The sequence below is a fragment of the Ruegeria sp. HKCCA5426 genome (genome assembly GCF_013034585.1).
Taxonomy (GTDB): Bacteria; Pseudomonadota; Alphaproteobacteria; order Rhodobacterales; family Rhodobacteraceae; genus Ruegeria.
Genome location: NZ_WQGH01000008.1, coordinates 140,139 through 162,073, shown reverse-complemented (window position 1 = coordinate 162,073; position 21,935 = coordinate 140,139). Strand labels below are relative to the sequence as shown.

Here is a 21,935-nt window from a genome sequence, read left to right as displayed (position 1 = left end):
CCCCAGCTATCAACTCGCGCGTGCGAACTGGATAACGGCCTGCCCTGCGCTGTCTAGCAGCACAAGCGTGTCGCCTTTGAACGCATAAGCCGTCACGCCGGACAGGGCTTTGAAGAACTCGCGCTCGATCTCATCCAGCAGCGGCGGGCAAGCCATCAGGGTCGCGGCCATGTTGTCCGGAAAATCAATCTGACTTCCGGTAATCTCGGCCTCGCCTGCGAACCGGTTGCAGCCGCCGCTGCCTGAAAACGCCCCACCTTCGGCAAAGGCCAGTTCTGGGCGCTTTTCTGTCTCAAGCGGTTTTCCGTTAAGCCCGGTCGCCATCCACTTTGTGTTTTCCAACGTGGCGACCCCCTGTGGTTGGGCTTGGACCAGAACCAGATCGACAGTGTTTCCTTCCCCATTCGTCAGAACCGGATACGCCGTGTCCGTCGTGAACAGCAGCTTGTCACCCTGAAAGATCGACCCACGCACCACATACCGCATCCTGTCTCGGATCAGCGCATCGTCATAGCTAAGCTCGAATTGGGCGGGCACTCCGGTCAATGCATAGCGTTTGGAAGACAGCGTCACTGACGGCGCATCGGCGCGCGAAACATCCTGCAACTGCACCAACAGGGTTGCATCAGGCGGCACTGCGATACGTTCGCGATAGGTGGCCGTGCCTTCAATCGTTCCGGCACTCGCAGCGCCCCCCAGAACGGCGGTCAGCGCGACAGCGGCCAGGGCAGAAGATCCGGATTTGAGCATATGTTTGCTCCTTCCAGCAAAATCATTTCCAGAAACATTGTAATAGAGGTCGATTTTACAAGGACTTCGCCGAAAAACCAGCGGTAATACGCCGATCTTACAAAGGCCAGATCAGAGGGATTAGAAGCGACGCCAGCAAGCCCACGGTCAGGTTCAGTGGGATACCCACCTTCATGAAGTCGACGAACCTGTACCCGCCCGGACCATAAACCATCATGTTGGTTTGATACCCAATCGGAGTAGCGAATGACGCTGAGGCCGCAACCATTACCGCAACGACAAGTGGGCGCGGGTCAATACCAACGGCCTGCGCCAACCCAATGGCGATGGGCGTTACAACGACAGCGACCGCATTGTTGGACACCAGTTCGGTCAGCACTGAGGTCAGCAGGTACACGGCCCAAATGATCAGGAAAGGCGGCAGCGCGCTAAGTCCCGGCGCGACAGCTTCGACGATCAACGAGACTGCGCCCGATTTGTCCAGCGCGGCACCAATGGCGAGCATGAAAAAGATCAGCGCCAACAGGCGGCCTTCGACAAAGGAAAACGCCTCGTCCGCGTCGATACACCGTGTCAGCAGAACCACGGCAACGGCCAGAACCGACAACAGCAGAATTGGCGCAATGCCCATTGCGGCCAGAACGACGATGCCTGCAAGTGCGCCGATCGCAATCGGTGCATGGCTGCGGCGGAACGCGCGGGCCGAGGGCTGCGTGACATCGACCATCTCCATATCTGCCGCAAGACGCTGAATATCCTCCGGCGAACCTTCCAGCAGCAGAGTATCGCCTACCCGCACCACAAGTTCATCCAGTTGCCGGCCGATATTCTGGTTCCGGCGGTGTACCGCCAGCACATAAACGCCATAGCGCCGCCGTAAGCGCATCGCGCCCAGCGTACGCCCAACCATGCGGCAACCCGGAGTGATCAGTACCTCGACCGTTTTGGTCTCAACCGCTGAAACCTGATCCACACGCTTCAGTTCCTTGTTGCGCTGCAGGCTTAACAACTCGGTCATCTGGGTACGCAAAACCACGCGATCACCAAGCTGTAGCTGAACGCCTTTAAGGTTCCGACGTAGCGATTCGTCACCCCGGATGACGTCGATCAGGCGCACGCCGGGGCGTTTGAAAAGCTGAACACCGGTGACTTCGCGGCCGATCAGGTTGCTTTCCGGGGGGATAACCGCCTCGGTAAAGAACTTCATCTTGGACCTGTCGCTTAACAGCGACGCCATGCTGTCGCGCTCGGGCAGTAAACGTGGCGCGATGAATCGGAGGTACACCATACCATAGATCACCAGCGCGACCCCCAGCGGCGTAACCTCGAAGATCGTGAACGGAGTCATGCCCTGCGACCGGGCGACACCGTCCACCAAAAGGTTGGTCGACGTGCCGATAAGGGTCAGCGTTCCGCCCAGAATGGCCGCATAGCTGAGTGGGATCAGCAGTTTTGAGGCCGGGACGTTAAGCGTCCGCGCAATCTGCACAAATACCGGAATCATCACGACAACGACCGGTGTGTTCGACACAACCGCCGACGCCAGAACCACGAAGGCCATCAGTAGTCCGATAGCGATACGCGGGTTCACCTGCGCCTGTTTCTGGGCAGTCGAGGTGAACGCATCCAACGCTCCGGTCCGTACCAGCGCGCCCATGATGATGAACATCGCGGCAATGGTCCAAGGCGCGGGGTTTGACAGGACAGCCAAGGCACTTTGGTATGGAAGAATGCCTGTCACCAGCATCACGGCCACGCCGCCAATGGCGACGACCTCGGTCGGATAGACCTCTCGCAGGAACATGACGAACATGCCTGCGACGACCAACAGCGCCAGTATCGCGCTTCCTGTTTCTGTCAGTTGGAGGAATTGCATTCTTGGTATTCTGTCCGAACCCTGGCTTGGCATACGCGCCCGGCACGCAGTTTCCCGCATTGCGCGGGTCAGAGCAAGCCTTACTGCGGCCCCGCCTGCTGTAACCGCCCGCCAACGCGTACCATTTGAACAGATTTTGCCTGCCCGTTCTGATCGTCGGTCTCGACGAACACCCCGCTGAGGGTCGCCTCACCATTGGCCGGAGTAAATCTGGCCTTAGGCATTCCGGTGATAAAACGGCGCATGGGTTCTACCTTGTCCATGCCGATCACCGAGTCATAATCCCCGCACATACCCGCATCGGTCAAATAGGCCGTGCCGCCCGGAAGGATCTGCGCGTCCGCCGTTGGCACATGCGTATGCGTGCCCACCACAAGGCTGGCACGTTTGTCGCAATAATGGCCCATCGCCATTTTTTCCGAGGTCGCCTCACAATGCATGTCGACGATGATCGCCTGAGCTTGCCCACCGCGCGGATGGGAATTCAGGATTGGCTCAACAGCCGAAAACGGGTCATCAAAGGGTCGCTTCATGAACACCTGCCCCAGCACCTGCACCACAAGCACCTTGCGTCCCCCCGGCGCGGTATACAGACGATGCCCCCGCCCCGGTGCGCCTTTGGCAAAGTTCAAGGGGCGCACAATGCGCGGTTCATTTTCGATGAACTGCTGCATGTCCTTTTGGTCGAATGCGTGATCGCCCAACGTCAGGCTATCCGCGCCCGCATCCAGCAACAGTTTTGCGTGATCCCCGCTCAGCCCCATCCCGTTCGAGGCGTTCTCACCATTGACCACAACAAAATCGAGCCGCCATTCGTCGCGCAAACGCGGCAAGTGCTGCTGAACGGCCGAGCGTCCCGCCCGGCCCATGACGTCACCCAAAAACAGAATCCTCATTTAAACCGTCCTAAGTGTGGCATCCATCAAGCACAAGTGGTTAAACTGACACCATAAACCGCAAATTCCCATTCCAAAGGAGCTCTTGATGAACCGATTCCTTTTGTTGGCTGCAATTCTGACGCCGCTTGCCGCCTGTGACCCAGTGCCTGAGCAATCAGCCGAACTGGCGAATCCCGCAGCGACATTCTGCGTTGAAAGCGGTGGAACATACGAAATCCGTGACGGTGCCGACGGGCAGACCGGAATCTGCAAACTGGCAGACGGTCAGGAAGTCGATGCCTGGGATTATTTCCGCGAGAACCACTCGGGATAATATTCCATTCACGACGGAAAGGTCAGTACACGACTTTCTGTAACGACCATGTCCAACGGTTGATCGGTTGACTCAAGAGGCAGCCGATCGGCCTGTTGCGCATCGAACGCAAAACCAATGGCAAGTGTTGGCCGCTTTGCCCGCAGCCCTTCCAGCGTGCGGTCATAAAAGCCGCCGCCATACCCCAGTCGTCCCCCTTGGGCGTCAAACGCGACCAGTGGGACGATCAGGATTTCCGGCTCGAAATAGTCATCGACCTCGGGAACCTTGGCCCCGAATGGCCCGTCCTTCAACGCGCCCTCAGGTATCCAGCGAGAGAACTTCAAGGGCTGTCCTGCGGCCTGTATGACAGGCACACCAACCGGGCCATAAGCCGATGCCTCGGCCATTGCCGGAAGTGGGTCAATTTCGGTTCGGATCGGCATATAGCCAGACAGAGGCACACCCCGGTGCCCCGCCAGAACTTCGGACAGGCGCCCGGCCGCACCGGGTAAGCGCGCATCAAACGCGGCCTTTCGACGGGCGAACGCCTCTTTCCGTGCTGCCGCCTTAATTTCGGTCAGATCGGTCACAATAGCACCACGCTGGCAAGTCCAAGGAACAGGAAGAACCCCATGACATCCGTCGTGGTTGTCACAAAGGTGCCGGACGCAAGCGCCGGGTCAGCGCCCAGACGGTCCAGCACAACCGGTACTACCGTACCAACGAAACCAGCGATGATCATGTTCACGACCAAGGCGGCCCCGATCACGACACCCAAGAGCGGCGAGTCGAACCACAGCATCCCGACCGTTCCCAGCACGATGGCGAAACACAGGCCGTTCAACATCCCCACCAGCAACTCACGACGGATCACCCGCAGCACGTTCGACGGCGTCAGGTCGCGCGTTGCCAGTGCGCGCACGGCAACCGTCAACGACTGTGTCCCGGCATTGCCGCCCATCGACGCCACAATCGGCATCAGGATCGCCAGCGCCACCAACTGATCAATCGCCGCCTCGAATTGCGAGATAACCAGCGAAGCACAGATCGCTGTGCACAGGTTCACGGCCAGCCACGGCAGACGCCGCTTACTGGTTGCCGCCACCGAGTCGGACAGCGAGCTTTCGTCGCTCACCCCCGCCAGACGCAGGATGTCTTCCTCATGCTCTTCGTCCAGAACCACCATGGCGTCGTCGATTGTGATGACCCCGACCAGCCGACCGTCAGCATCGACAACCGGGGCCGAGATCAGGTGGTACTGGTTGAAGGCATAGGCCACGTCTTCCTCATCCTGATCGACGGGAATTGTGTGAAATTCCTCTTCGGTGATGTCCTGCAACGGCACGTCGCGCCGCGCCGCCATAAGCTTACCCAACATGACCTGAGCCGAGGGCTTCAGGCGGGGATCAACCAGCACGACGTGATAGAACTGCTCGGGCAGACCATCATTGGCTCGCATGAAATCGATGGCTTGTCCCACTGTCCAATGCTCAGGCGCCATGACGACTTCGCGCTGCATAAGACGACCGGCTGAATTTTCGGGGTAGGACAGGGCCTGTTCCGCCGCGATCCGCTCGGAATCCTCCAGCGCGTCCAGAATGGCTTCTTGCTGCGGTTCTTCAAGGTCCTCGAGCAGGTCAACGACATCGTCGCTTTCCATGTCGCGGACGGCATCGGCCAGAACGTCCGGCTTGAGGATGCCGATGATCTCCTCACGAACGGCCTCATCGAGTTCCGACAAGATATCGCCGTCGAATTCCTTGTCATAAAGCCGGATCAGCCGGGCGCGATCATATGGGTTGATCTGCTCAAGAAGGTCCGCAATATCAGCCGGGTGCAACGGCTCCATCAACTCGATCAACTTGTCGCGGTCATCCACATCCACCGCGTAAAGGATCGAAGCCACGGTTTTGCGATCCAGCGCATAGACGTCTTCGTCGCTGTGCGTATCTATTACGGGTTCATCAAAGCCTGTGGTCATATCTGCCCCCGTTCCGTTCGGTCATTGCCCCCTAATTAGAAGAAGCAGCTACCGGAAAACAATGACAATGCGCCGATTTACCGGCAAGTTTCCCGCCCTTATGCTGTTTCGCAGTCCCATACAGGCGGAGATGAATGAAAATGGCGCAAAAAACGCTGCTGAAAGGGCGTGTTCTGAGCTTTACAGGTTCCCCCTTAGAAGGAGAGCCGACCGAGGCCGTCAAGATCAGCGAGGCCGTTCTGATCGAAGACGGCCGGATTTCGGCGGTGGCGGATGCTGACAGCCTGCGTTCCGCACATCCCGAGGCCGCCGTGGTTGACCACGGCAATCATGTCATCATGGCTGGGTTCGTGGATGCGCATGTGCACTATCCCCAGACCGCGATGATCGCCAGTTGGGGCAAACGCCTGATCGACTGGCTGAACACCTATACTTTCCCCGAGGAGATGAAGTTCGGCGATCCGGCTTATGCCTCGGAGATTGCGAACCGCTATCTCGATCTGACGGCAGCCCATGGAACGACGACGATGTGCAGCTTCTGCACCATCCACCCCGAAAGCGTCGACGCCTTTTTCACAGCCGCACAGCAGCGCAATCAGCGCGTGGTTGCGGGCAAGACCTGCATGGATCGCAATTCACCCGAGGGGCTGCGGGACACGGCCCAGACGGCCTATGATCAGTCCCAAGCGTTGCTGGAGAACTGGCATGGAGTCGACCGCCTGTCTTATGCGATCACGCCCCGCTTCTCTCCTACATCCACGCCCGAACAACTTGAGGCGATGGGTGCGCTGTGGGCCGAGCACCCGCATTGCCTGATGCAAACCCATCTTAGCGAGCAGACTGACGAAATCGCATGGGTTCGCGAGCTGTTCCCCGAGGCGCGGGATTATCTGGATACATATGAGAAATTCGGCCTGCTGGGATCGTACGGCGTCTACGGCCACGTCATCCATCTGGAGGCGCGCGAACGCGATCGCCTGCGCGAAGTGGATGCGGCCCTGATCCACTGCCCGACGTCCAACACGTTCATCGGCTCAGGCTTGTTCGACATGACCGGCCTGATGCAGGACGGCCACCGCGTCGGCTTGGCAACGGATACAGGCGGCGGGTCAAGCTTTTCGATGCTGCACACCATGGCTTCGGCCTACGAGATTGGCCAACTGCGCGGCGCGCCTTTGCACGCGGCGCAACTGCTTTGGCTGGGCACCGTCGGTTCCGCCCGCTCGCTGCGGCTGGATGACAGCATCGGCAACGTCGCACCGGGGATGGAGGCGGACTTGGTCGTACTTGACCTTGCCTCAACCCCCGCGATTGCCCAGCGTGAAGCCTGCGCCGAGGATCTGTGGGAAGCCATTTTCCCAACCATCATGATGGGCGACGACCGTGCCATTGCTGAGGTTTGGATCGGCGGGCGGGCCGTATCGCGCTGAAAGGAATGGGCCTACGGCCCATGCCTCCGGCGGGGATATTTTGAGCCAGATGAAGAGCGGACCCTGACCTAGCCTGCCAAAGCGCGGGCGAGGCGGTTTTGGGTTTCGATAGTTCTGGGCAGGTCGAGCGTTGTGATCTGCCCGTCACGCACGATCTGGCGGCCTTCAACAAACAGGTGCTTGACCTTCATCGGCCCCGCCAGCAGCAAGGCTGCCGGGTCCCAACTGCCGGCGCTTTCGATGCCGCGCGTATCCCAGATGGCAATATCGGCGCGTTTGCCGGGCGCTAACCGTCCGCAATCGGGGCGGTTCAGCACATCTGCACCGCCTCGGGTTGCGATTTCCAGTGCCTCGCGCGAAGACATTGCATCTGCTCCGTTTGCGACCCGTTGCAGCAACATGGCCTGCCGTGCCTCAAGGACCAAACTTCCATTATCATTGCTGGCCGAACCATCCGCGCCGAGCCCGACTGGTACGCCGCGATCTCGCATGGCGCGCACTGGTGCGATGCCGGACCCAAGGCGGCAATTCGAACAGGGGCAATGAGCCACCCCGGTTTGTGTGCGGGCGAACAGGTCGATCTCAGCCCCGTCCAGCTTAACGCAGTGGGCGTGCCAGACATCTGATCCGGTCCAGCCCAATTCTTCGGCATATTGCCCCGGTCGGCAGCCAAACTGCGCCTGCGAATAAGCGATATCCTCGTCGTTCTCAGCCAAATGTGTATGAAGCATTACACCCTTGTCGCGGGCCAGTACCGCGGAGTCCCGCATAAGGTCGCGGCTGACCGAGAAAGGTGAACAGGGTGCTAGCCCCACCCGGCACATGGCTCCGTCAGAAGGGTCGTGGAATGTATCAACCACGCGGATCATGTCCTCGAGAATGGCGGGTTCGGCCTCGACCAGAGAATCCGGCGGAAGGCCACCTTCGCTTTCACCTATGCTCATCGCGCCGCGTGTGGGATGAAACCGCATACCGACCTCAGCCGCCGCAGCAATGGTGTCGTCCAGCTTGGCGCCGTTCGGATACAGGTACAGGTGATCTGAGCTCAGGGTGCATCCCGACAGGGCAAGCTCTGCCAGTCCAATCTGTGCTGAGACAAACATCTCTTCCGGTCCGAACCGGGACCAGATTGGATAGAGCGTTTTCAACCAGCCGAACAACAGCGCATCCTGCCCCCCCGGAACAGCGCGCGTCAGGGTTTGATACAGGTGGTGATGCGTGTTCACCAGTCCGGGGGTCACAACGCAACCCGAAGCATCGTGGATATCGCCGCCCGTCTGCAACGCATGCCCGACCTGGGCAATCTGGCCGTCACGGATCAGGATATCCGCGCCCGAAAGCTCTTGGCGCGTGTCATCCATTGTCAGGATTGTGTCGGCATTTTTGATAAGGATTTCGGTCATTTCGCCCTCCTTGCACAAGCCCGTTTCATGCATGGAGTGCGAAGGCTGGCGGAAAACGGGCATAAGAACCAGCCGGGCTGAACCTACCCGACCGGCTCCGCCACGGCAACAGGTTTCAATAGTTGCGCAGGATTTCCAAAGCTGCGGCATGGACATCCGCATTTGCCGCAGCCAGTGCGCGCCCTCCATTATGGGCAGCGCCGCCTTGCCAGTCGGTGACAATACCGCCTGCGGCCTGGATCACCGCAATTGGGGCTTGGATGTCATAGGCGTTCAGACCCGACTCGATCACCAGGTCAACCTGACCAGCGGCCAGCAAGGCATAAGCGTAGCAATCCATGCCGTACCGGGTCAGGCGTACGTGTTGTGCGACGGCCTCGAACCCTGCACGATCCTGCAAAGATCCGACTTCGGGGAACGTCGTGAACAGAATCGCTTCATCTAAAGTGCGCGTCGACCGCGTGCTGAGCTGCATCGTCCCAGTCGGCCCGACCGCCTGAGCGATATCTGCGGAACCCAAAAACCTTTCACCGATATAGGGCTGGTCAATGACGCCCATTATCGGGCCGTCCTGACCGCTCAACGCGATCAGAACACCCCAGGTCGGCGTGCCACTGATGAACCCCCGCGTACCGTCGATCGGGTCCAGAACCCAAGTGCGACCTGTGCTGCCTTGGACCTGTCCGAATTCCTCGCCGAAAATGCCGTCATCGGGCCGGTGACGGGCAAGAACTTCGCGCATGGCTTTTTCAGCCTCGCGGTCGGCAATGGTGACGGGATCGAACCCACCAGACAGTTTATTGGATGTTTCCAGGTTGGATTGCCTGAAATAAGGAAGAATGGCCTCGCGTGCTGCATCGGCCATTTCTTCAGCGACTTCCAAGTCATTCAGCGAAGTTTTTTGCATGCGCTACCCGTGCGGCCCGCACGCACCGAAGTCAACCCGGCAAATTACGCGACATCGCTTAGGACACGCGCCAGTTCGAACAAACGGCGGCGCTGATTTTCGGGGATCGCGTAATAGGACCGGACCAGATCCAGCGCTTCTTTGTCGCCCATCAGATCGGCAGGAACAGACTTCTTGCCGGCTGTGTCTTTCTCGGTCTCTTCCAGACCTTCAAAGAAAAAACTGACGGGAACATCCAATGCTTCGGCAATATCCCACAGACGAGAGGCGCTGATCCGATTGGCGCCGGTCTCGTATTTTTGGATCTGTTGAAACTTAATACCAACCTGCTGCGCCAGCTGCTGCTGGGTCATGCCTATCAGCCAGCGGCGATGCCGGACGCGTTTGCCCACATGGACATCGACGTGATGAGTCATTGGTATTCTCCTCTCCTACACACAACCACAGGGGGCGCGCGACCGCTTTCACTGCCGCATCACTAGTGAGCTGTGCTTAACCACTCCCTAATTTGGATCATGCCCCCAAATCAGCACCATAGCGCAATATTGCTTCTTTTGGCTATTTTTTCAAGAAGGTTGAATCTTCGTCCGGTAACAAAGGTTTATGGTTGTACGGATCCACCAAATCCTGCACGTGCACTTATTACATATAATGTTCAATATTGAGATTTCCGCCCCAATTGTCTCGTGGGGTAAACGATTGACATTCGCAGGCCAAAACGAATCTATGCACATAAAATACGGAGCGTGATCATGCTGGCCTATAGAATTCAATCCAAAGGGGCTGAGGCCCAACTTTGCAACATGCCCCAGCCCGAACCCGGCCCCGGCGAAATACGCATCCGGATCAAGGCCTGTGGTTTGAATTTTGCCGACCTTCTGATGCAGAAAGGCACGTATCAGGACACACCTGATGCGCCGTTTACTCAGGGTATGGAAATCGCAGGTGTCGTAGATTCACTGGGCGCAGACGTCACGCATCTACGCCCCGGAGATCGCGTGGCGGTGTATTCCGGCCAAGGCGGACTGGCTGAGTTCGGTGTTTTCGACGCCGCTCGCGCGATTTCTTTGCCCGACTCGATGAGCTTTGAAGACGCAGCAGCGATCCAGATTGCCTACGGCACAAGCCATATCGCGCTGGACCATCGCGCGCGCCTTCAGCCCGGTGAAACGCTGTTGGTCACCGGTGCGGCTGGGGGCGTGGGTCTGACTGCTGTCGAGATCGGTAAACTGATGGGGGCGACGGTCATCGCGCAGGCGCGCGGCGCCGACAAGCTTGAAGTGGCCCGGGCCGCTGGCGCTGACCATCTGATCGACGCATCGGAAGACCTGCGTGAGCGGGTTCGGGATTTGGGCGGGGCAGACGTTGTTTACGACGCGATTGGCGGAGAGGTTTTCAAAGCGGCGTTTCGCGCGACAAACCCCGAAGGCCGTCTGCTTCCGATCGGTTTCGCGGGCGGGGATGTTCCTCAAATCCCCGCAAACCACCTGCTGGTCAAAAACCTGACCGTGATCGGCTTCTACATTGGCGGATACTTAAAATTCCGCCCCCAGATCGTTCAGGACAGCTTTGACACCTTGTTTCGGTGGCATACCGAAGGCCGGATCAAGCCCCACGTCAGCCACACCCTGCCTTTGGCCGAGGTCGAAAAAGGGTTGCAGCTTTTGCGGGACCGTACAGCGACAGGCAAAGTCGTGATAACCCCCTAGCCCACTACGGCCTTCAACTGCGTCCCACCAACCAGACGGAAATTCTGCCGAACCAAAGAGGCCAATGCCTCAACAACCGCGCCGCGACCGGCTTCACCGCCATAGAGGTTGATCATGTGCGCCGGCAGTTCCGGCAAAACGCCCCCGTCGTCAATTTGCGCAAGATGCGCCGCTTCGGTTCCGTCCAGCATCGCATGAACGGCCAGATCCGCGCTGACCGTCGCTTCGATCGTGCGGTCGTTTTCGGTTTCGACCGACAGCTCCCACGGGATTTCTGCTTCGTCCAAGGCCGCGATTACTTGCGGGCGGAACAAACACCGACGACCAAGCGCCAAGGGTAAAGGGCGTTTGCGCCAGGCAGAGCCGCCGGGGGCCCCTATCCAACGCAGCGGAAGCTCGGCAATTGTTTCGGCCCCATCGCCGACAGACGCTTCTGTTGTCAGGATCAGGTCGCACTCTCCCTTTTTGTACATATCCTTCAGTTGCAGCGAATAGGACGACACCAACTGAACACGCACGCGCGGGAAATCGGCATTGAAGCGTTGCAGTACCCGAGGGATGGCCGGGTAGACGATGTCATGGGGCACACCCAAAACAACTTCTCCTTCAAATGCCTGATCCGTGAGCTTTGAAATCACCTCATCATTCAGGGCGATCATGCGACGGGCATAGGCCAGCAACTGTTCGCCGGACGCGGTCAACGCAATCGTTCTGCCGCTGCGGTCCAGCAATTCAAGCCCCAGCAGTTCCTCCAGACGTTTCAATTGCATGGAAACGGCGGATTGCGTCAGGTGCAAAAACCCTGCCGCCCGCGTCACACCGCCCTGATCGGCAACCGCCACGAAAGAGCGCAACGTGGTGATGTCCAGATTTCGCATGTTCACGTTTCCTTATGCATCAGTTCATAAATATTCATTTTTAAAATGTGTCATATCGAGCCATATAAATCAAGGAAGTTGATAAGATCGACGCAAACCATCGAAATTCACGGAAAGGACATAAGCTATGACCCAGTTAACACTCGCTTCGAATTGCAATCCACGCAGCCGTTTTTCAGTAACTTCTCTTTGGGACGCGCTGTCGCTCATGCGTCAACGCCGCGCCCTTGGCCAACTGGACGACCGGGCGTTAGAGGATATTGGAATCACAAGAGAACAAGCCCAATCAGAGGCAACCCGTCATATTTGGGACGCACCGGAGTTCTGGCAAAAGTGACCATAGGATGCATCTTTTTTCGCTGAATGGCGGCCCGTGTCAGCAGGCCGCCATTTTTGTAGCGTGTTTTAGCCAGTTTCCGGTGTTAAACCCTTGAAACGTAGCTCGCACTTGCCGATATTTGCGGGGAACGCGCACTGATTTCAGGGCGCAACAAGAATAAGTAAAGGGAGACCCTTTAATGGCACAATTTGACACGATCCGGACAGCGGCCGGTGCCCGCGCTGCCGAGATTGATGAGGGCCTGCGCGCCCATATGAACAAAGTCTACGGCACAATGTCCGTTGGCATGCTGATCACCTTTGCTGCGGCTTGGGCGATTGCTGGTCTTGCAACGACAACCGATCCGTCGGCCGCCGCCGCTCAGCTAAGCGCCAACAAATACCTGACCTCGTTCGGCGCAACGCTTTTCGCGTCGCCCCTGAAGTGGGTCATCATGTTTGCACCGCTGGCCTTTGTTTTTGGCTTCAGCGCCGGAATCAATCGCCTGTCCGCATCGGGCGCTCAGTCGGTCTTTTACTTGTTCGCCGCCGTCATGGGTGTTTCGATAAGCTGGATTTTCCTGGTCTTTACCGGTCAGTCGATCATTCAGGTCTTTCTGATCACGTCGATCGCCTTTGCCGGTCTGTCGCTATACGGCTACACCACCAAGAAAGACCTGTCCGCAATGGGCACGTTCCTGATCATGGGCGTTATCGGCCTAATCGTCGCGTCCATCGTGAACATCTTCATCGCCTCTTCCGCGGTGGCCTTCGCAATTTCGGTGATTGGCGTTCTGATCTTTGCTGGTCTGACGGCCTATGACACGCAGAACATCAAAACTACCTACCTGCAGATGGCGCACTCGGGCGATCAGGAATGGTTGGGCAAAGCCGCGATCATGGGCGCACTGAGCCTGTATCTGGACTTTATCAACATGTTCATGTTCCTGCTGCAACTCTTCGGCAACCGGGAATAACAGACGAACAAGCTTCGGCTTTTTGGGGCGGGCCGTTGGGTCCGCCCTTTTCTTTTGGCCAGTGATGCAAGATTTTCCTGTGGCGCACTGCCCCCATTACGTCCAGCAGGGCAAGAAAAAGCCCCCACCGATTGGTGGAGGCTCTGTCAGTTATATGTGATTTGCTCTTAGCTACAGTTCAGAGGAACCGCAAAGCCCGAACTGCGCTGCGACGAACCTTTGCGGAACACGTCACCTGCTGCAAGGCATCCGGTAAACTGTTCGGCATTCTGGCCGAACGCTGCGCCAATTTGATTGTCGACCCGGGTACTGTTGTTTTCCGTGCGCAGGACGCCATAGAGCGTGCCGTTTACGCTTACAGTGCTCAGGAACATGTTCGTGGACAATCCGGTCAGAACAACCGAGTTGGTGTCGCTGCGTCCGCCATTATCAATGGCAACCCGTGCAAGTTTCTGCGGATCGGTCTCACCGGAAGTCACCCGGATCGGCGGCAACACGGCCAATTCTGCGGGTACGTTGGTTGCCCGAGGCAGGAAAGCCACGGCTCCGGGGACATCAGACAAGGTTCGTGGTTCACCATCGATACCCGTGAACCCGACCCCCTGACGGTTGTAAGGGTCTTCACAAGCCGCAAGGGCCAACACAGTGATTGTGGATAACAAGATTTTTTTCATGACGGCCAACATTTTGGAACGAGTTGTTGAAGCGTAGTGGCAAGCCATTCAAAAAAGCAACCCATGCCCCATTCGATTGATCTGACCGCTGATGCTTCGTTGCAACGCGTGCTTTTCGATCGAGGGTCCGTTTTTTGTCTGCCACCCCATCATATTGCAAAGAAAAAGGGGCCTGCAGCAGCAGACCCCTGAACTTGTCCAAGCTGGACGGCAGATTACTTAATCTTGCCTTCCTTGTACTCGACATGCTTCCGAGCGACCGGATCGTATTTACGAACGGTCATCTTCTCGGTCATGGTGCGCGCGTTCTTCTTGGTCACGTAGAAGTGGCCCGTGCCCGCGGTCGAGTTCAGGCGGATCTTGATTGTCGTCGGCTTCGCCATGGTTATCTCCTGCGTCCGAAAAGGCAGGGCCTTTCGGTTGAATTCCTATGAGCGTGCGCTTTTACGCCCTGCACCGCCCATGTCAAGCGCAATCGCACCTGAAAACCAGCCTAAGCGGGATTGGCATCAGACGGACGGGTTGGCGAGCTGAAACGAGACTGAATCTAACCCGAATTAACTGCACGGAGCGCACTCCGCAGCACTTTCTGCATCAAGTCCGATGATCCATGATCGGTATCCGCCCGAATCGCGCCCTGCCCTCAGGATGTCAGATTTGGCGATCCGTTTAACCTTAGAGGTCGCGCAAAAAGCGGCATCTCAATAAAACGATTTATGGCGAAAACCCCCAAAGTTTGTGGCAATCACTTAACCGTGATAACTTCCCCTCAGTTCCAAAATCGAAGAAGCCCCCGAACGGCTCGGTTTCGAGGCACCAAAAACAGGCAAGCACCAATGACAGCGGTGTTTGTAGCTATATTTTTTTGGGGGGACATCATGACGGAATGGGCGATTCAGGGCGAAGAACTGGCCAATTGCAACTGCAACTTCGGGTGCCCGTGCCAGTTCAGTGTGTTGCCGACGCACGGCAATTGCGAGGCGGTCGTCGCGTATGACATTCAATCCGGGCATTACGGGGACACCGATCTGGCTGGGCTGCGCGCGGCAGGCGTCTACTACTGGCCGGGCCCCATCCACGAAGGCAATGGCCAGATGCAATTGATCATCGACGAAAGCGCCTCGGCGGATCAAAGGGCTGCTTTGGAAGCCATCATGAAAGGCGAAGACACCGACGAGATGGCGACCTTCTGGTACGTCTACAGCGCGATGGCGCCGAAAAAACACGAAACACTTTACCTTCCGATTGAGTTGGATTGGTCCCGCGAAGACCGCAAGGGTTATGCAAAGGTAAAAGGTATCTTCGATCTTGAGGTGAACCCGATCCCTCATATCGTTTCCGGGCTGCCGCATCGAGCGTCCATCCAACTGCCCAACGGTTTTGAGTATCGGCACGCTGAGTCCGCATCCGGGACAACAAAAACCACGGGTGGGGAAATCAGCCTGACCTTTGATGCGACGCACGCGCATCTGGCCCACCTCAATATCTCTGGCCACGGCGTAATCGGCGCGTGATACCCAGCCGATATGACCTCTGAGACAAATCAATCGCACGCAGGAGCAGTAGATTACGTTCTGCGGCGGGACAGCGGCGTCGTTTTGCTTTGCGTCACCCTGATCGTGTTGGCGGCCGCGTGGTACACCATTGTCGGCATCGGGATGAACATGACCGCCGTCGAGATGACCCGCATGGCCGGGCCAATTGGCGAACCTATGCAGATGGGCGGACCAGTCGTCTGGTCCCTGCCCTACACCATCCTGATATTCCTCATGTGGTGGGTCATGATGATCGCGATGATGACGCCCAGCGCCGCCCCAACCGTGCTATTGTACGCCGCCATCAAGCGTATGGGGCCGGATAAGAAGCGCACGACATGGCTCAGCCTGGTTTTTCTAAGCGGCTACCTCGTCGCTTGGGCTGTGTTCAGCGCGCTTGCGACTGGTGGGCAATGGGGGCTGGAGCAGATTGGTTTGTCGGACGGTCCTATGATGACGATCCGGTCCAAGGTTTTTGCCGGGTGTGTTTTGCTGGCAGCGGGTCTGTATCAATTGTCCAGTCTGAAGTCCGCATGTCTTCGACACTGCCGCAGCCCGGCCCAGTTTCTGGCCGAGCACAACCGACCCGGCGCAACGGGTGCCTTTCGCGTGGGCGCAGTGCACGGGGCATATTGTCTGGGCTGCTGCTGGGCGTTGATGCTGCTGCTGTTCGTCGGAGGCGTGATGAACCTCTACTGGATTGTCGGTATTGCTATTTATGTGGGGCTGGAAAAGCTCCTGCCGCGTGCGCGATGGCTAGGCCCCGCAACCGGGATTGCCCTGATCGTTGCGGGTCTGTGGCTGATTGGAAGCGCAATTGCTGTGGGGACTTAAAGGAAGAATACGCGCGGAGGGCCTGTAAGCCGGATCTTGTTCCAGGGTTGCCCCCTTCGATGACCATTCCTCTAGGCCGTGCATTGCTGCGCGGCTCAAGCTGCCAACCCGGTCCCTCTCGGCCAAGACGCGCTTAGCGGCGGTATCGGCTTGCGCCGACCGGCCCGCGCGGGGACCCTATTTGGCATTGCTCCCGGTGGGGCTTGCCGTGCCGCCCCTGTTACCAGGGGCGCGGTGGGCTCTTACCCCACCCTTTCACCCTTACCTTTGACCGAAGCCGCAGGCGGTCTGATTTCTGTGGCGCTTTCCGTCGGGTTGCCCCGCCCGGGCGTTACCCGGCACCGTTGTCTTGTGGAGTCCGGACTTTCCTCTCGGGCCTAGGCCCCAGCGGCCATCCGGCCCTCCGCGCAGTGCGGTGGGTATGCTTTGGGTTGGGTGGCGTCAAGGGGTTAGGACGTGAAGGGGCCAGCCCCTTCTTGGCCTGCGGCCAATTCAACCCCGGGATATTTTTGGCCAGATGAAGAGCGGATCAGCTTGATCCGGTCTTCTCTATTAGCGGAGTGAAGTCGTCGGGTGTCAGAGGTCCCCTGGCCCAAGGTCGATATCGAAGGCGAACTGTATTTAGAAGTTTCTCATCGTCGACGTTTGCGGTGAAACCAGCCGCGCGCGCCGAGCTTATGAACTCTTGCATTTCAGCGATCTGTGGGGGCTGACCTTTACCGCGCGGCTTTGCTAGCCCCTGATGCTCGAGGCGTTGCCAGTCAAATCGGGAACCCGGGTCCAGCTTGCGGCCGGGCGCCATATCAGAATGGCCGATGACGCCATTGGGGGGGATCTTCCATCTATGTAAAAGAGCGGTCAGAAGACGCTCAAGAACCATCATCTGCGGCTCAGCGAACGGATGGTCGCCGCGATTATCGAGTTCGATGCCGATTGACCGAGAGTTGATGTCGGACTGACCATGCCATTCTCCTGCTCCGGCGTGCCAGGCGCGATCCTTTTCGCGCACCATCCGCCAGAGTTTACCGTCTGAACCGATCAGGAAATGGGCGGAAACTTCGTGTTGCGGATCGCATAGGCGCTTTAAGGCGTCCTGCGCGCTGTCCATTGCGGTGTAGTGGATAACCACCATCGACGGCTTCAAACCGCCCCGGCGTTCCCCGAAATTGGGTGACGGGTGCCAGATTGGGTTAAGGTCAGTTATTGACGGCACTGCGGAACGCGCTTGGGTCCCAACCACATGCGTAGCCGTCCCCGTCCGGGTCCAGCCCTTTGCGATCGCGCTGGGGGCCGCCGCTTGCGAGGAATTCGATCTGTGCCTGATCTGACGACGGATACCGGGCGCAATTACGTTGTGCCTTGGCCTGCAAGTTAAACCCCGCGCGGCTGTAAAGCTGTGTGCCAACCGGGTTCGATGTATTCAGAGCGTATTGCACGATATTGGGCTGACCATCCGTGCCCCGTTGCGGCACGGCGGTCGGTGCCACAACTTCGTAGGTTTGGCGATTTTGCTCGATCCGGGCCGCGTCGGATTCAATGGTACGGCGCCCGGACACGGCCTCAAAATCCTGCTCGTCCGAAATCGCGTTATTGCTTGCGACTGGCGTCGTCGCAGGAACGGAGGTGTTGGCCAGGGCCACAGCAGTTGCCGACGCGATATCCGCGTTCTCTCCGGTTGGTGGAAGCGGATCGCCGGGGGCGCCAAGCTGTTGTTCGGTCACATCAACCGGTCCCAGCAAGGGGTTACCGGTCAGCCCTTGCCCAGCCAATTCAGCCTCGCGCTGCGCCTGATATTGCGGCGTATTGAAGCTTGTGCTCTGTATCGGGGCCACCGTATTGCAGGCGGCCACCAAGCCAATGGCGGGAATCAGAAGCGTAATGCGCATTCGGCTGCTCCGTTTTAAGTCGTCTTGCCTGAACCGAGATTTACCACCATTTGCCCGGCTTGGCTACAAAACCCGCCGCGTTTTCCAGCGCGTAAGCCGTGTTCAGCAGATCGCCTTCGTCCCATGGACGACCGATCAGCTGAAGGCCAAGCGGCAAGCCCTGCGCATCCAGACCCGCAGGTACCGAAATGCCCGGAAGACCAGCCAAGTTTACGGTCACGGTAAAGACGTCGTTAAGATACATCTGCACCGGATCGGCCTCGGTCATCTCACCAAGACCAAACGAGGCCGACGGGGTGGCCGGGGTCAGTATCGCGTCGACACCTGCGGCAAAGACGTCTTCGAAGTCTTTCTTGATCAGGGTGCGAACACGGCGGGCGCGGTTGTAATATGCGTCGTAGAAACCTGCCGACAGTACGTAGGTGCCAACCATCACGCGGCGCTGGACCTCGTGACCGAAACCTTCAGCGCGGGTTTTCTCGTACATCTCGGTGATGCCGTCGCCCTGCGCCAGCGTCGCGCGGCGGCCATAGCGGACACCGTCATAGCGCGCGAGGTTCGAGGACGCCTCGGCCGGGGCAATCACGTAGTAGGCTGGCAGCGCGTATTTGGTGTGCGGCAGCGAGATATCGACGATCTCGGCCCCCGCGTCCTTGAGCATTGCCGCGCCGTCGGACCAGAGCTTTTCGATCTCGGCAGGCATACCGTCCATGCGGTATTCTTTCGGGATACCGATTTTCTTGCCCTTGATATCGCCGGTCAGCATCGCCTCAAAGTTCGGCACGGCCAGCTCGGCGCTGGTGGAATCCTTTGGGTCGTGGCCGCACATGGTTTCCAGCATGATTGCCGCGTCGCGCACGTTCTTTGTCATCGGACCAGCCTGATCCAGCGAAGAGGCAAAGGCCACGATGCCCCAGCGTGAGCAGCGCCCGTAGGTGGGCTTGATACCGGTGATCCCGGTGAAGGCCGCAGGCTGACGGATCGAACCGCCGGTATCTGTACCGGTCGCGGCCAGACACAGATCAGCGGCCACAGCCGAGGCCGACCCACCGGACGAGCCGCCCGGTGTCAATTGCGCATCGTCATTGCCGCGTCGCCACGGGCTGACGGCATTGCCGTAGACCGAGGTTTCGTTGGACGAGCCCATGGCGAATTCGTCCATGTTCAGCTTGCCCAACATGACAGCGCCCGCATCGGCCAATTGCTGCGAAACGGTCGATTCGTACTCGGGCTTGAATCCTTCCAGAATTTTGGATGCCGCCTGTGAGGGCACGCCTTTGGTGCAGAACAGATCCTTGATGCCGATCGGCAGACCGCACATGGCAGGCGCGTCGCCTTCTTTGATTCGGGCATCCGCAGCCTTGGCGCGCTCCAGAGCAATCTCAGGTGTTTTGTGGACGAAGGCGTTCAGCGCGTCTGCGTCATCAATGGCCTTCAGGCAGGATTCGGTCAGCTCGACCGAGGTCACATCACCCTTGCGCAGCGCGTCGCGGGCCTCGGACAAACCCAGTTTATTCAGATCGCTCATGTCTTACTCCACCACTTTGGGGACTGCGAAAAAGCCCTCGCGCGCGTCGGGGGCGTTGGCCAGAACTTTGTCCTGCTGATTTCCGTCGGTGACCACATCCTCACGACGTTTCAGGCGCATCGGCTCGACCGAGACCATCGGTTCGACGCCTTCGACATCCACTTCGTTAAGCTGTTCGATAAACCCAAGGATGGTGTTGAATTCGGATGCCAGCGCAGGCAGCGCATCATCCTCGACCTTGATACGGGCCAGTTTAGCCACCTTTGCGGCAGTGCTTTGGTCAATCGACATCGGAAAACCTCATATGCGTTAGGGGGCGTTTACCTGTCTGATGCTTCGGTCGCAAGGGCACCGCTTAGCTGATCTGAGACTACGGCGCAGAGTTTTCCAGGGTGATCATTCATTTTTGCATATCGGGTATGTGAAAAAGTGAACCGATTAGTTCACTTTTGATCTTGAAAAAGTAAACTGAACTGTTCATTTCAATAACACGACACAGCCATCACCGGAGTAAGACGATGAAAACCCTCATGACTGCCTTTGTATTGGCAACCACGGTTCTTGCCGCGCAAGCCCATGCGTTTGGGCCAACAATGGACAGCATGTTTCCAGATCTGAGCTTCCCCGATCAGGTCTCGGAACCGGTATCACAAGATAAGGCGAAGCCTGCCAGCTAATTTGCCCGCTTCGTCCGGGCCGGGTACTCCTCTCCCCGGCCCGAAAATTCATTTGGCTGCTGCACGCAACGCGGCAACTCGATAGGGTAGCTTTGGATATACGGCCAGACATGACCGCTGAGCCGGCACAACAACGGAGCACCCAATGAGCCCCCGCAAGCAAGCTGTACTGGACGCAATAGATGCGGCCAACGCCAAGGACCCCAATCTGGAAGACGGCCAGCCCGCCGCCCTGCTCTATGGTCAGCGCATGAGTGCCGAGCTGGACAGGTTATTTCCGGACGCCTCGGATGCGCTGACAATTGCCGCGCGCGGTCAGCACGTTGAACGCTGGAAACTGGCGCGTACCGAATTCCCGGAAGGGCGTGCAGGATATTTGGCCTGGCGAAAAGCGCAGGGCGTGCATCATGCCGAGATTGTCATGGGCCTGATGGAGCTGAGCGAATATGGCGCCGAAGATACCGAAGCGGCCGGTCGGATGCTGCGCAAACAGGGACTCAAGCGCGATGACGAGGTTCAGGCACTTGAGGACGTGATCTGCTTCGTTTTCCTAAAATGGTATTTTGCCCCTTTCGCTGCCAAACATTCGGCTGAAAAAATTCAAAGCATTGTCGAAAAGACAGCCCGCAAGATGTCAGCCGAAGGCCGCTCACGTGTGCTGGAAGAATTTGACCTGCCCGCAAACCTTGCCACTGCTTTTCAGGCCTGAGACGTTCGTTTCAGGTGCCTGCGATATACTTCGATCATCCAGCCCAACATGGTCGCGTTCAAGATGTGCCACATGAAATGCGTTCCAGTTTCGAATTGAACGCAGATCGGTTCATCCAGTGCGCGGAACGTAATTGAGGCAATCAGGATCACAGCACCAAACGCCAGCCCTGCTGCCGTCTCGGGAAACCTACGGCGCAGGAAGACTGCGTAGATCAGGATCAGCAGCGGAACCGGCGCGTAAGCCGCCGACCCGCCCAGACCGGGCACCAGTTGAAAGACCGGGATTGTCGCAGTGGAATAGGGTACAAACAGCGCGGTGGCGACACCGGCATAAAGCGGACGCATTTGCCAGACGTCGCGATTGATCGCGTATATATAGACCAGAATATACAGCAGGATTGGCGCCACGTCCGCCAGTGCTGCCCATACCTGCGCATGGGTGTGAAACAGGTAGCTGCCCAATCCGATCGCGGCCAGAATCACCACCAATGCCACTGCCAACGGCATCCCCTGCCCGCGCACCCGCCTCCACATGATGAAAGCGGCGACGATAAATGCGGCGTTTGTCACCGCATTGATCGGCTCTGCCCAATAGTCGGGCGACAATCTCTCGCAATATCCGTCAATTTCCTGAAACCAATCCATGAAATTTTACATAGCCGATGCT

25 protein-coding genes and 1 other RNA gene are annotated in these 21,935 nt (G+C 58.1%); 9 read left to right on the top strand and 17 right to left on the bottom strand.

Translation table 11 applies throughout. From position 1 onward, the window contains the following. Positions 1-9: 9 nt before the first annotated feature. The 3 genes from GOV87_RS14675 to GOV87_RS14665 form a co-directional block, all read right to left on the bottom strand. Positions 10-750: a YbaY family lipoprotein gene (locus GOV87_RS14675; RefSeq protein ID WP_171212279.1), complete on the bottom strand. Its 741-nt coding sequence runs from the start codon at positions 748-750 to the stop codon at positions 10-12. A 97-nt stretch (positions 751-847) separates the two neighbouring features. Next, positions 848-2,626, bottom strand: coding sequence for an SLC13 family permease (locus GOV87_RS14670; RefSeq protein WP_171212278.1), 1,779 nt, complete (start codon positions 2,624-2,626; stop codon positions 848-850). A gap of 80 nt (positions 2,627-2,706) precedes the next feature. After that, positions 2,707-3,522 (bottom strand): TIGR00282 family metallophosphoesterase, encoded by an 816-nt coding sequence (locus GOV87_RS14665; protein ID WP_171212277.1) that lies wholly within the window; start codon positions 3,520-3,522, stop codon positions 2,707-2,709. Between the two features lie 88 nt (positions 3,523-3,610). On the opposite strand from GOV87_RS14665, the gene GOV87_RS14660 reads away from it, so the two are divergent. Next, complete coding sequence (locus GOV87_RS14660) at positions 3,611-3,838, top strand: DUF333 domain-containing protein (RefSeq protein WP_171120467.1); 228 nt, start codon at positions 3,611-3,613, stop codon at positions 3,836-3,838. 8 nt (positions 3,839-3,846) lie between these two features. On the opposite strand, the gene GOV87_RS14655 is transcribed toward GOV87_RS14660, so the two are convergent. Next, a complete protein-coding gene (locus tag GOV87_RS14655; RefSeq protein WP_171122381.1) occupies positions 3,847-4,410 on the bottom strand; it encodes a 5-formyltetrahydrofolate cyclo-ligase in 564 nt (187 codons plus the stop codon). Beyond that, positions 4,407-5,801: a magnesium transporter gene (mgtE, locus tag GOV87_RS14650; RefSeq protein WP_171120463.1), complete on the bottom strand. Its 1,395-nt coding sequence runs from the start codon at positions 5,799-5,801 to the stop codon at positions 4,407-4,409. Before mgtE ends, GOV87_RS14655 begins: the two co-directional genes overlap by 4 nt. A 140-nt stretch (positions 5,802-5,941) precedes the next feature. On the opposite strand from mgtE, the gene guaD reads away from it, so the two are divergent. Continuing rightward, on the top strand, positions 5,942-7,231 hold the full coding sequence (gene guaD / locus GOV87_RS14645; RefSeq protein ID WP_171212312.1) for a guanine deaminase: 1,290 nt from the start codon (positions 5,942-5,944) through the stop codon (positions 7,229-7,231). A 68-nt stretch (positions 7,232-7,299) separates the two neighbouring features. Here the strand turns inward: guaD and GOV87_RS14640 are convergent, their stop codons facing one another. The 3 genes from GOV87_RS14640 to GOV87_RS14630 form a co-directional block, all read right to left on the bottom strand. Beyond that, entirely contained in the window at positions 7,300-8,634 is a 1,335-nt protein-coding gene (locus tag GOV87_RS14640) for an 8-oxoguanine deaminase (protein WP_171212276.1), read from the bottom strand. Between the two features lie 115 nt (positions 8,635-8,749). After that, positions 8,750-9,541: a histidinol-phosphatase gene (gene hisN, locus GOV87_RS14635; RefSeq protein ID WP_171212275.1), complete on the bottom strand. Its 792-nt coding sequence runs from the start codon at positions 9,539-9,541 to the stop codon at positions 8,750-8,752. Positions 9,542-9,585: 44 nt separating this feature from the next. Continuing rightward, a complete protein-coding gene (locus GOV87_RS14630) occupies positions 9,586-9,957 on the bottom strand; it encodes a helix-turn-helix domain-containing protein (protein ID WP_171120458.1) in 372 nt (123 codons plus the stop codon). Positions 9,958-10,293: 336 nt separating this feature from the next. Here GOV87_RS14630 and GOV87_RS14625 point away from each other — a divergent pair, with 336 nt between their 5' ends. Beyond that, entirely contained in the window at positions 10,294-11,250 is a 957-nt protein-coding gene (locus GOV87_RS14625) for an NADPH:quinone oxidoreductase family protein (RefSeq protein WP_171212274.1), read from the top strand. Here GOV87_RS14625 and GOV87_RS14620 read toward each other — a convergent pair. Further along, complete coding sequence (locus GOV87_RS14620; protein ID WP_171120455.1) at positions 11,247-12,128, bottom strand: LysR family transcriptional regulator; 882 nt, start codon at positions 12,126-12,128, stop codon at positions 11,247-11,249. The two genes, GOV87_RS14625 and GOV87_RS14620, sit on opposite strands and share 4 nt — an antisense overlap. 127 nt (positions 12,129-12,255) lie before the next feature. On the opposite strand from GOV87_RS14620, the gene GOV87_RS14615 reads away from it, so the two are divergent. Then, a complete protein-coding gene (locus tag GOV87_RS14615; protein WP_171120453.1) occupies positions 12,256-12,465 on the top strand; it encodes a DUF1127 domain-containing protein in 210 nt (69 codons plus the stop codon). A 181-nt stretch (positions 12,466-12,646) separates the two neighbouring features. Continuing rightward, a complete protein-coding gene (locus GOV87_RS14610) occupies positions 12,647-13,423 on the top strand; it encodes a Bax inhibitor-1/YccA family protein (protein ID WP_171120451.1) in 777 nt (258 codons plus the stop codon). A 167-nt stretch (positions 13,424-13,590) separates the two neighbouring features. Here the strand turns inward: GOV87_RS14610 and GOV87_RS14605 are convergent, their stop codons facing one another. Together GOV87_RS14605 and rpmG are read right to left on the bottom strand one after the other, a co-directional pair. Further along, a complete protein-coding gene (locus tag GOV87_RS14605; RefSeq protein WP_171120450.1) occupies positions 13,591-14,097 on the bottom strand; it encodes a hypothetical protein in 507 nt (168 codons plus the stop codon). A 215-nt stretch (positions 14,098-14,312) separates the two neighbouring features. Further along, positions 14,313-14,480 carry a 50S ribosomal protein L33 gene (rpmG, locus tag GOV87_RS14600; RefSeq protein WP_005630270.1) on the bottom strand — a complete coding sequence of 56 codons (168 nt, stop codon included), beginning with the start codon at positions 14,478-14,480 and terminating at the stop codon, positions 14,313-14,315. 495 nt (positions 14,481-14,975) lie between these two features. Between rpmG and GOV87_RS14595 the strand changes: the two genes are divergently transcribed. Further along, positions 14,976-15,611 carry a DUF1326 domain-containing protein gene (locus GOV87_RS14595; protein ID WP_171212273.1) on the top strand — a complete coding sequence of 212 codons (636 nt, stop codon included), beginning with the start codon at positions 14,976-14,978 and terminating at the stop codon, positions 15,609-15,611. Between the two features lie 12 nt (positions 15,612-15,623). Then, complete coding sequence (locus GOV87_RS14590; RefSeq protein ID WP_171212272.1) at positions 15,624-16,466, top strand: DUF2182 domain-containing protein; 843 nt, start codon at positions 15,624-15,626, stop codon at positions 16,464-16,466. Positions 16,467-16,475: 9 nt separating this feature from the next. On the opposite strand, the gene rnpB is transcribed toward GOV87_RS14590, so the two are convergent. The 5 genes from rnpB to gatC form a co-directional block, all read right to left on the bottom strand. Continuing rightward, an RNA gene (gene rnpB, locus GOV87_RS14585) (RNase P RNA component class A) lies at positions 16,476-16,873 on the bottom strand. Positions 16,874-16,995: 122 nt separating this feature from the next. Continuing rightward, complete coding sequence (locus tag GOV87_RS14580) at positions 16,996-17,679, bottom strand: N-acetylmuramoyl-L-alanine amidase (protein ID WP_371813520.1); 684 nt, start codon at positions 17,677-17,679, stop codon at positions 16,996-16,998. After that, positions 17,663-18,352 (bottom strand): hypothetical protein, encoded by a 690-nt coding sequence (locus GOV87_RS14575; protein WP_171212271.1) that lies wholly within the window; start codon positions 18,350-18,352, stop codon positions 17,663-17,665. The genes GOV87_RS14580 and GOV87_RS14575 overlap by 17 nt, the downstream gene beginning before the upstream one ends. A gap of 40 nt (positions 18,353-18,392) precedes the next feature. Next, on the bottom strand, positions 18,393-19,880 hold the full coding sequence (gene gatA / locus GOV87_RS14570; RefSeq protein WP_171120443.1) for an Asp-tRNA(Asn)/Glu-tRNA(Gln) amidotransferase subunit GatA: 1,488 nt from the start codon (positions 19,878-19,880) through the stop codon (positions 18,393-18,395). 3 nt (positions 19,881-19,883) lie between these two features. Next, positions 19,884-20,171 carry an Asp-tRNA(Asn)/Glu-tRNA(Gln) amidotransferase subunit GatC gene (gatC, locus tag GOV87_RS14565; protein ID WP_170325838.1) on the bottom strand — a complete coding sequence of 96 codons (288 nt, stop codon included), beginning with the start codon at positions 20,169-20,171 and terminating at the stop codon, positions 19,884-19,886. Between the two features lie 227 nt (positions 20,172-20,398). On the opposite strand from gatC, the gene GOV87_RS14560 reads away from it, so the two are divergent. Further along, entirely contained in the window at positions 20,399-20,557 is a 159-nt protein-coding gene (locus GOV87_RS14560; protein WP_171120441.1) for a hypothetical protein, read from the top strand. A 145-nt stretch (positions 20,558-20,702) separates the two neighbouring features. After that, positions 20,703-21,266 (top strand): DUF4202 domain-containing protein, encoded by a 564-nt coding sequence (locus tag GOV87_RS14555; protein ID WP_171120439.1) that lies wholly within the window; start codon positions 20,703-20,705, stop codon positions 21,264-21,266. Here GOV87_RS14555 and GOV87_RS14550 read toward each other — a convergent pair. Continuing rightward, entirely contained in the window at positions 21,257-21,913 is a 657-nt protein-coding gene (locus tag GOV87_RS14550) for a ceramidase domain-containing protein (RefSeq protein ID WP_171212270.1), read from the bottom strand. The genes GOV87_RS14555 and GOV87_RS14550 overlap by 10 nt on opposite strands. Positions 21,914-21,935 lie beyond the last annotated feature (22 nt).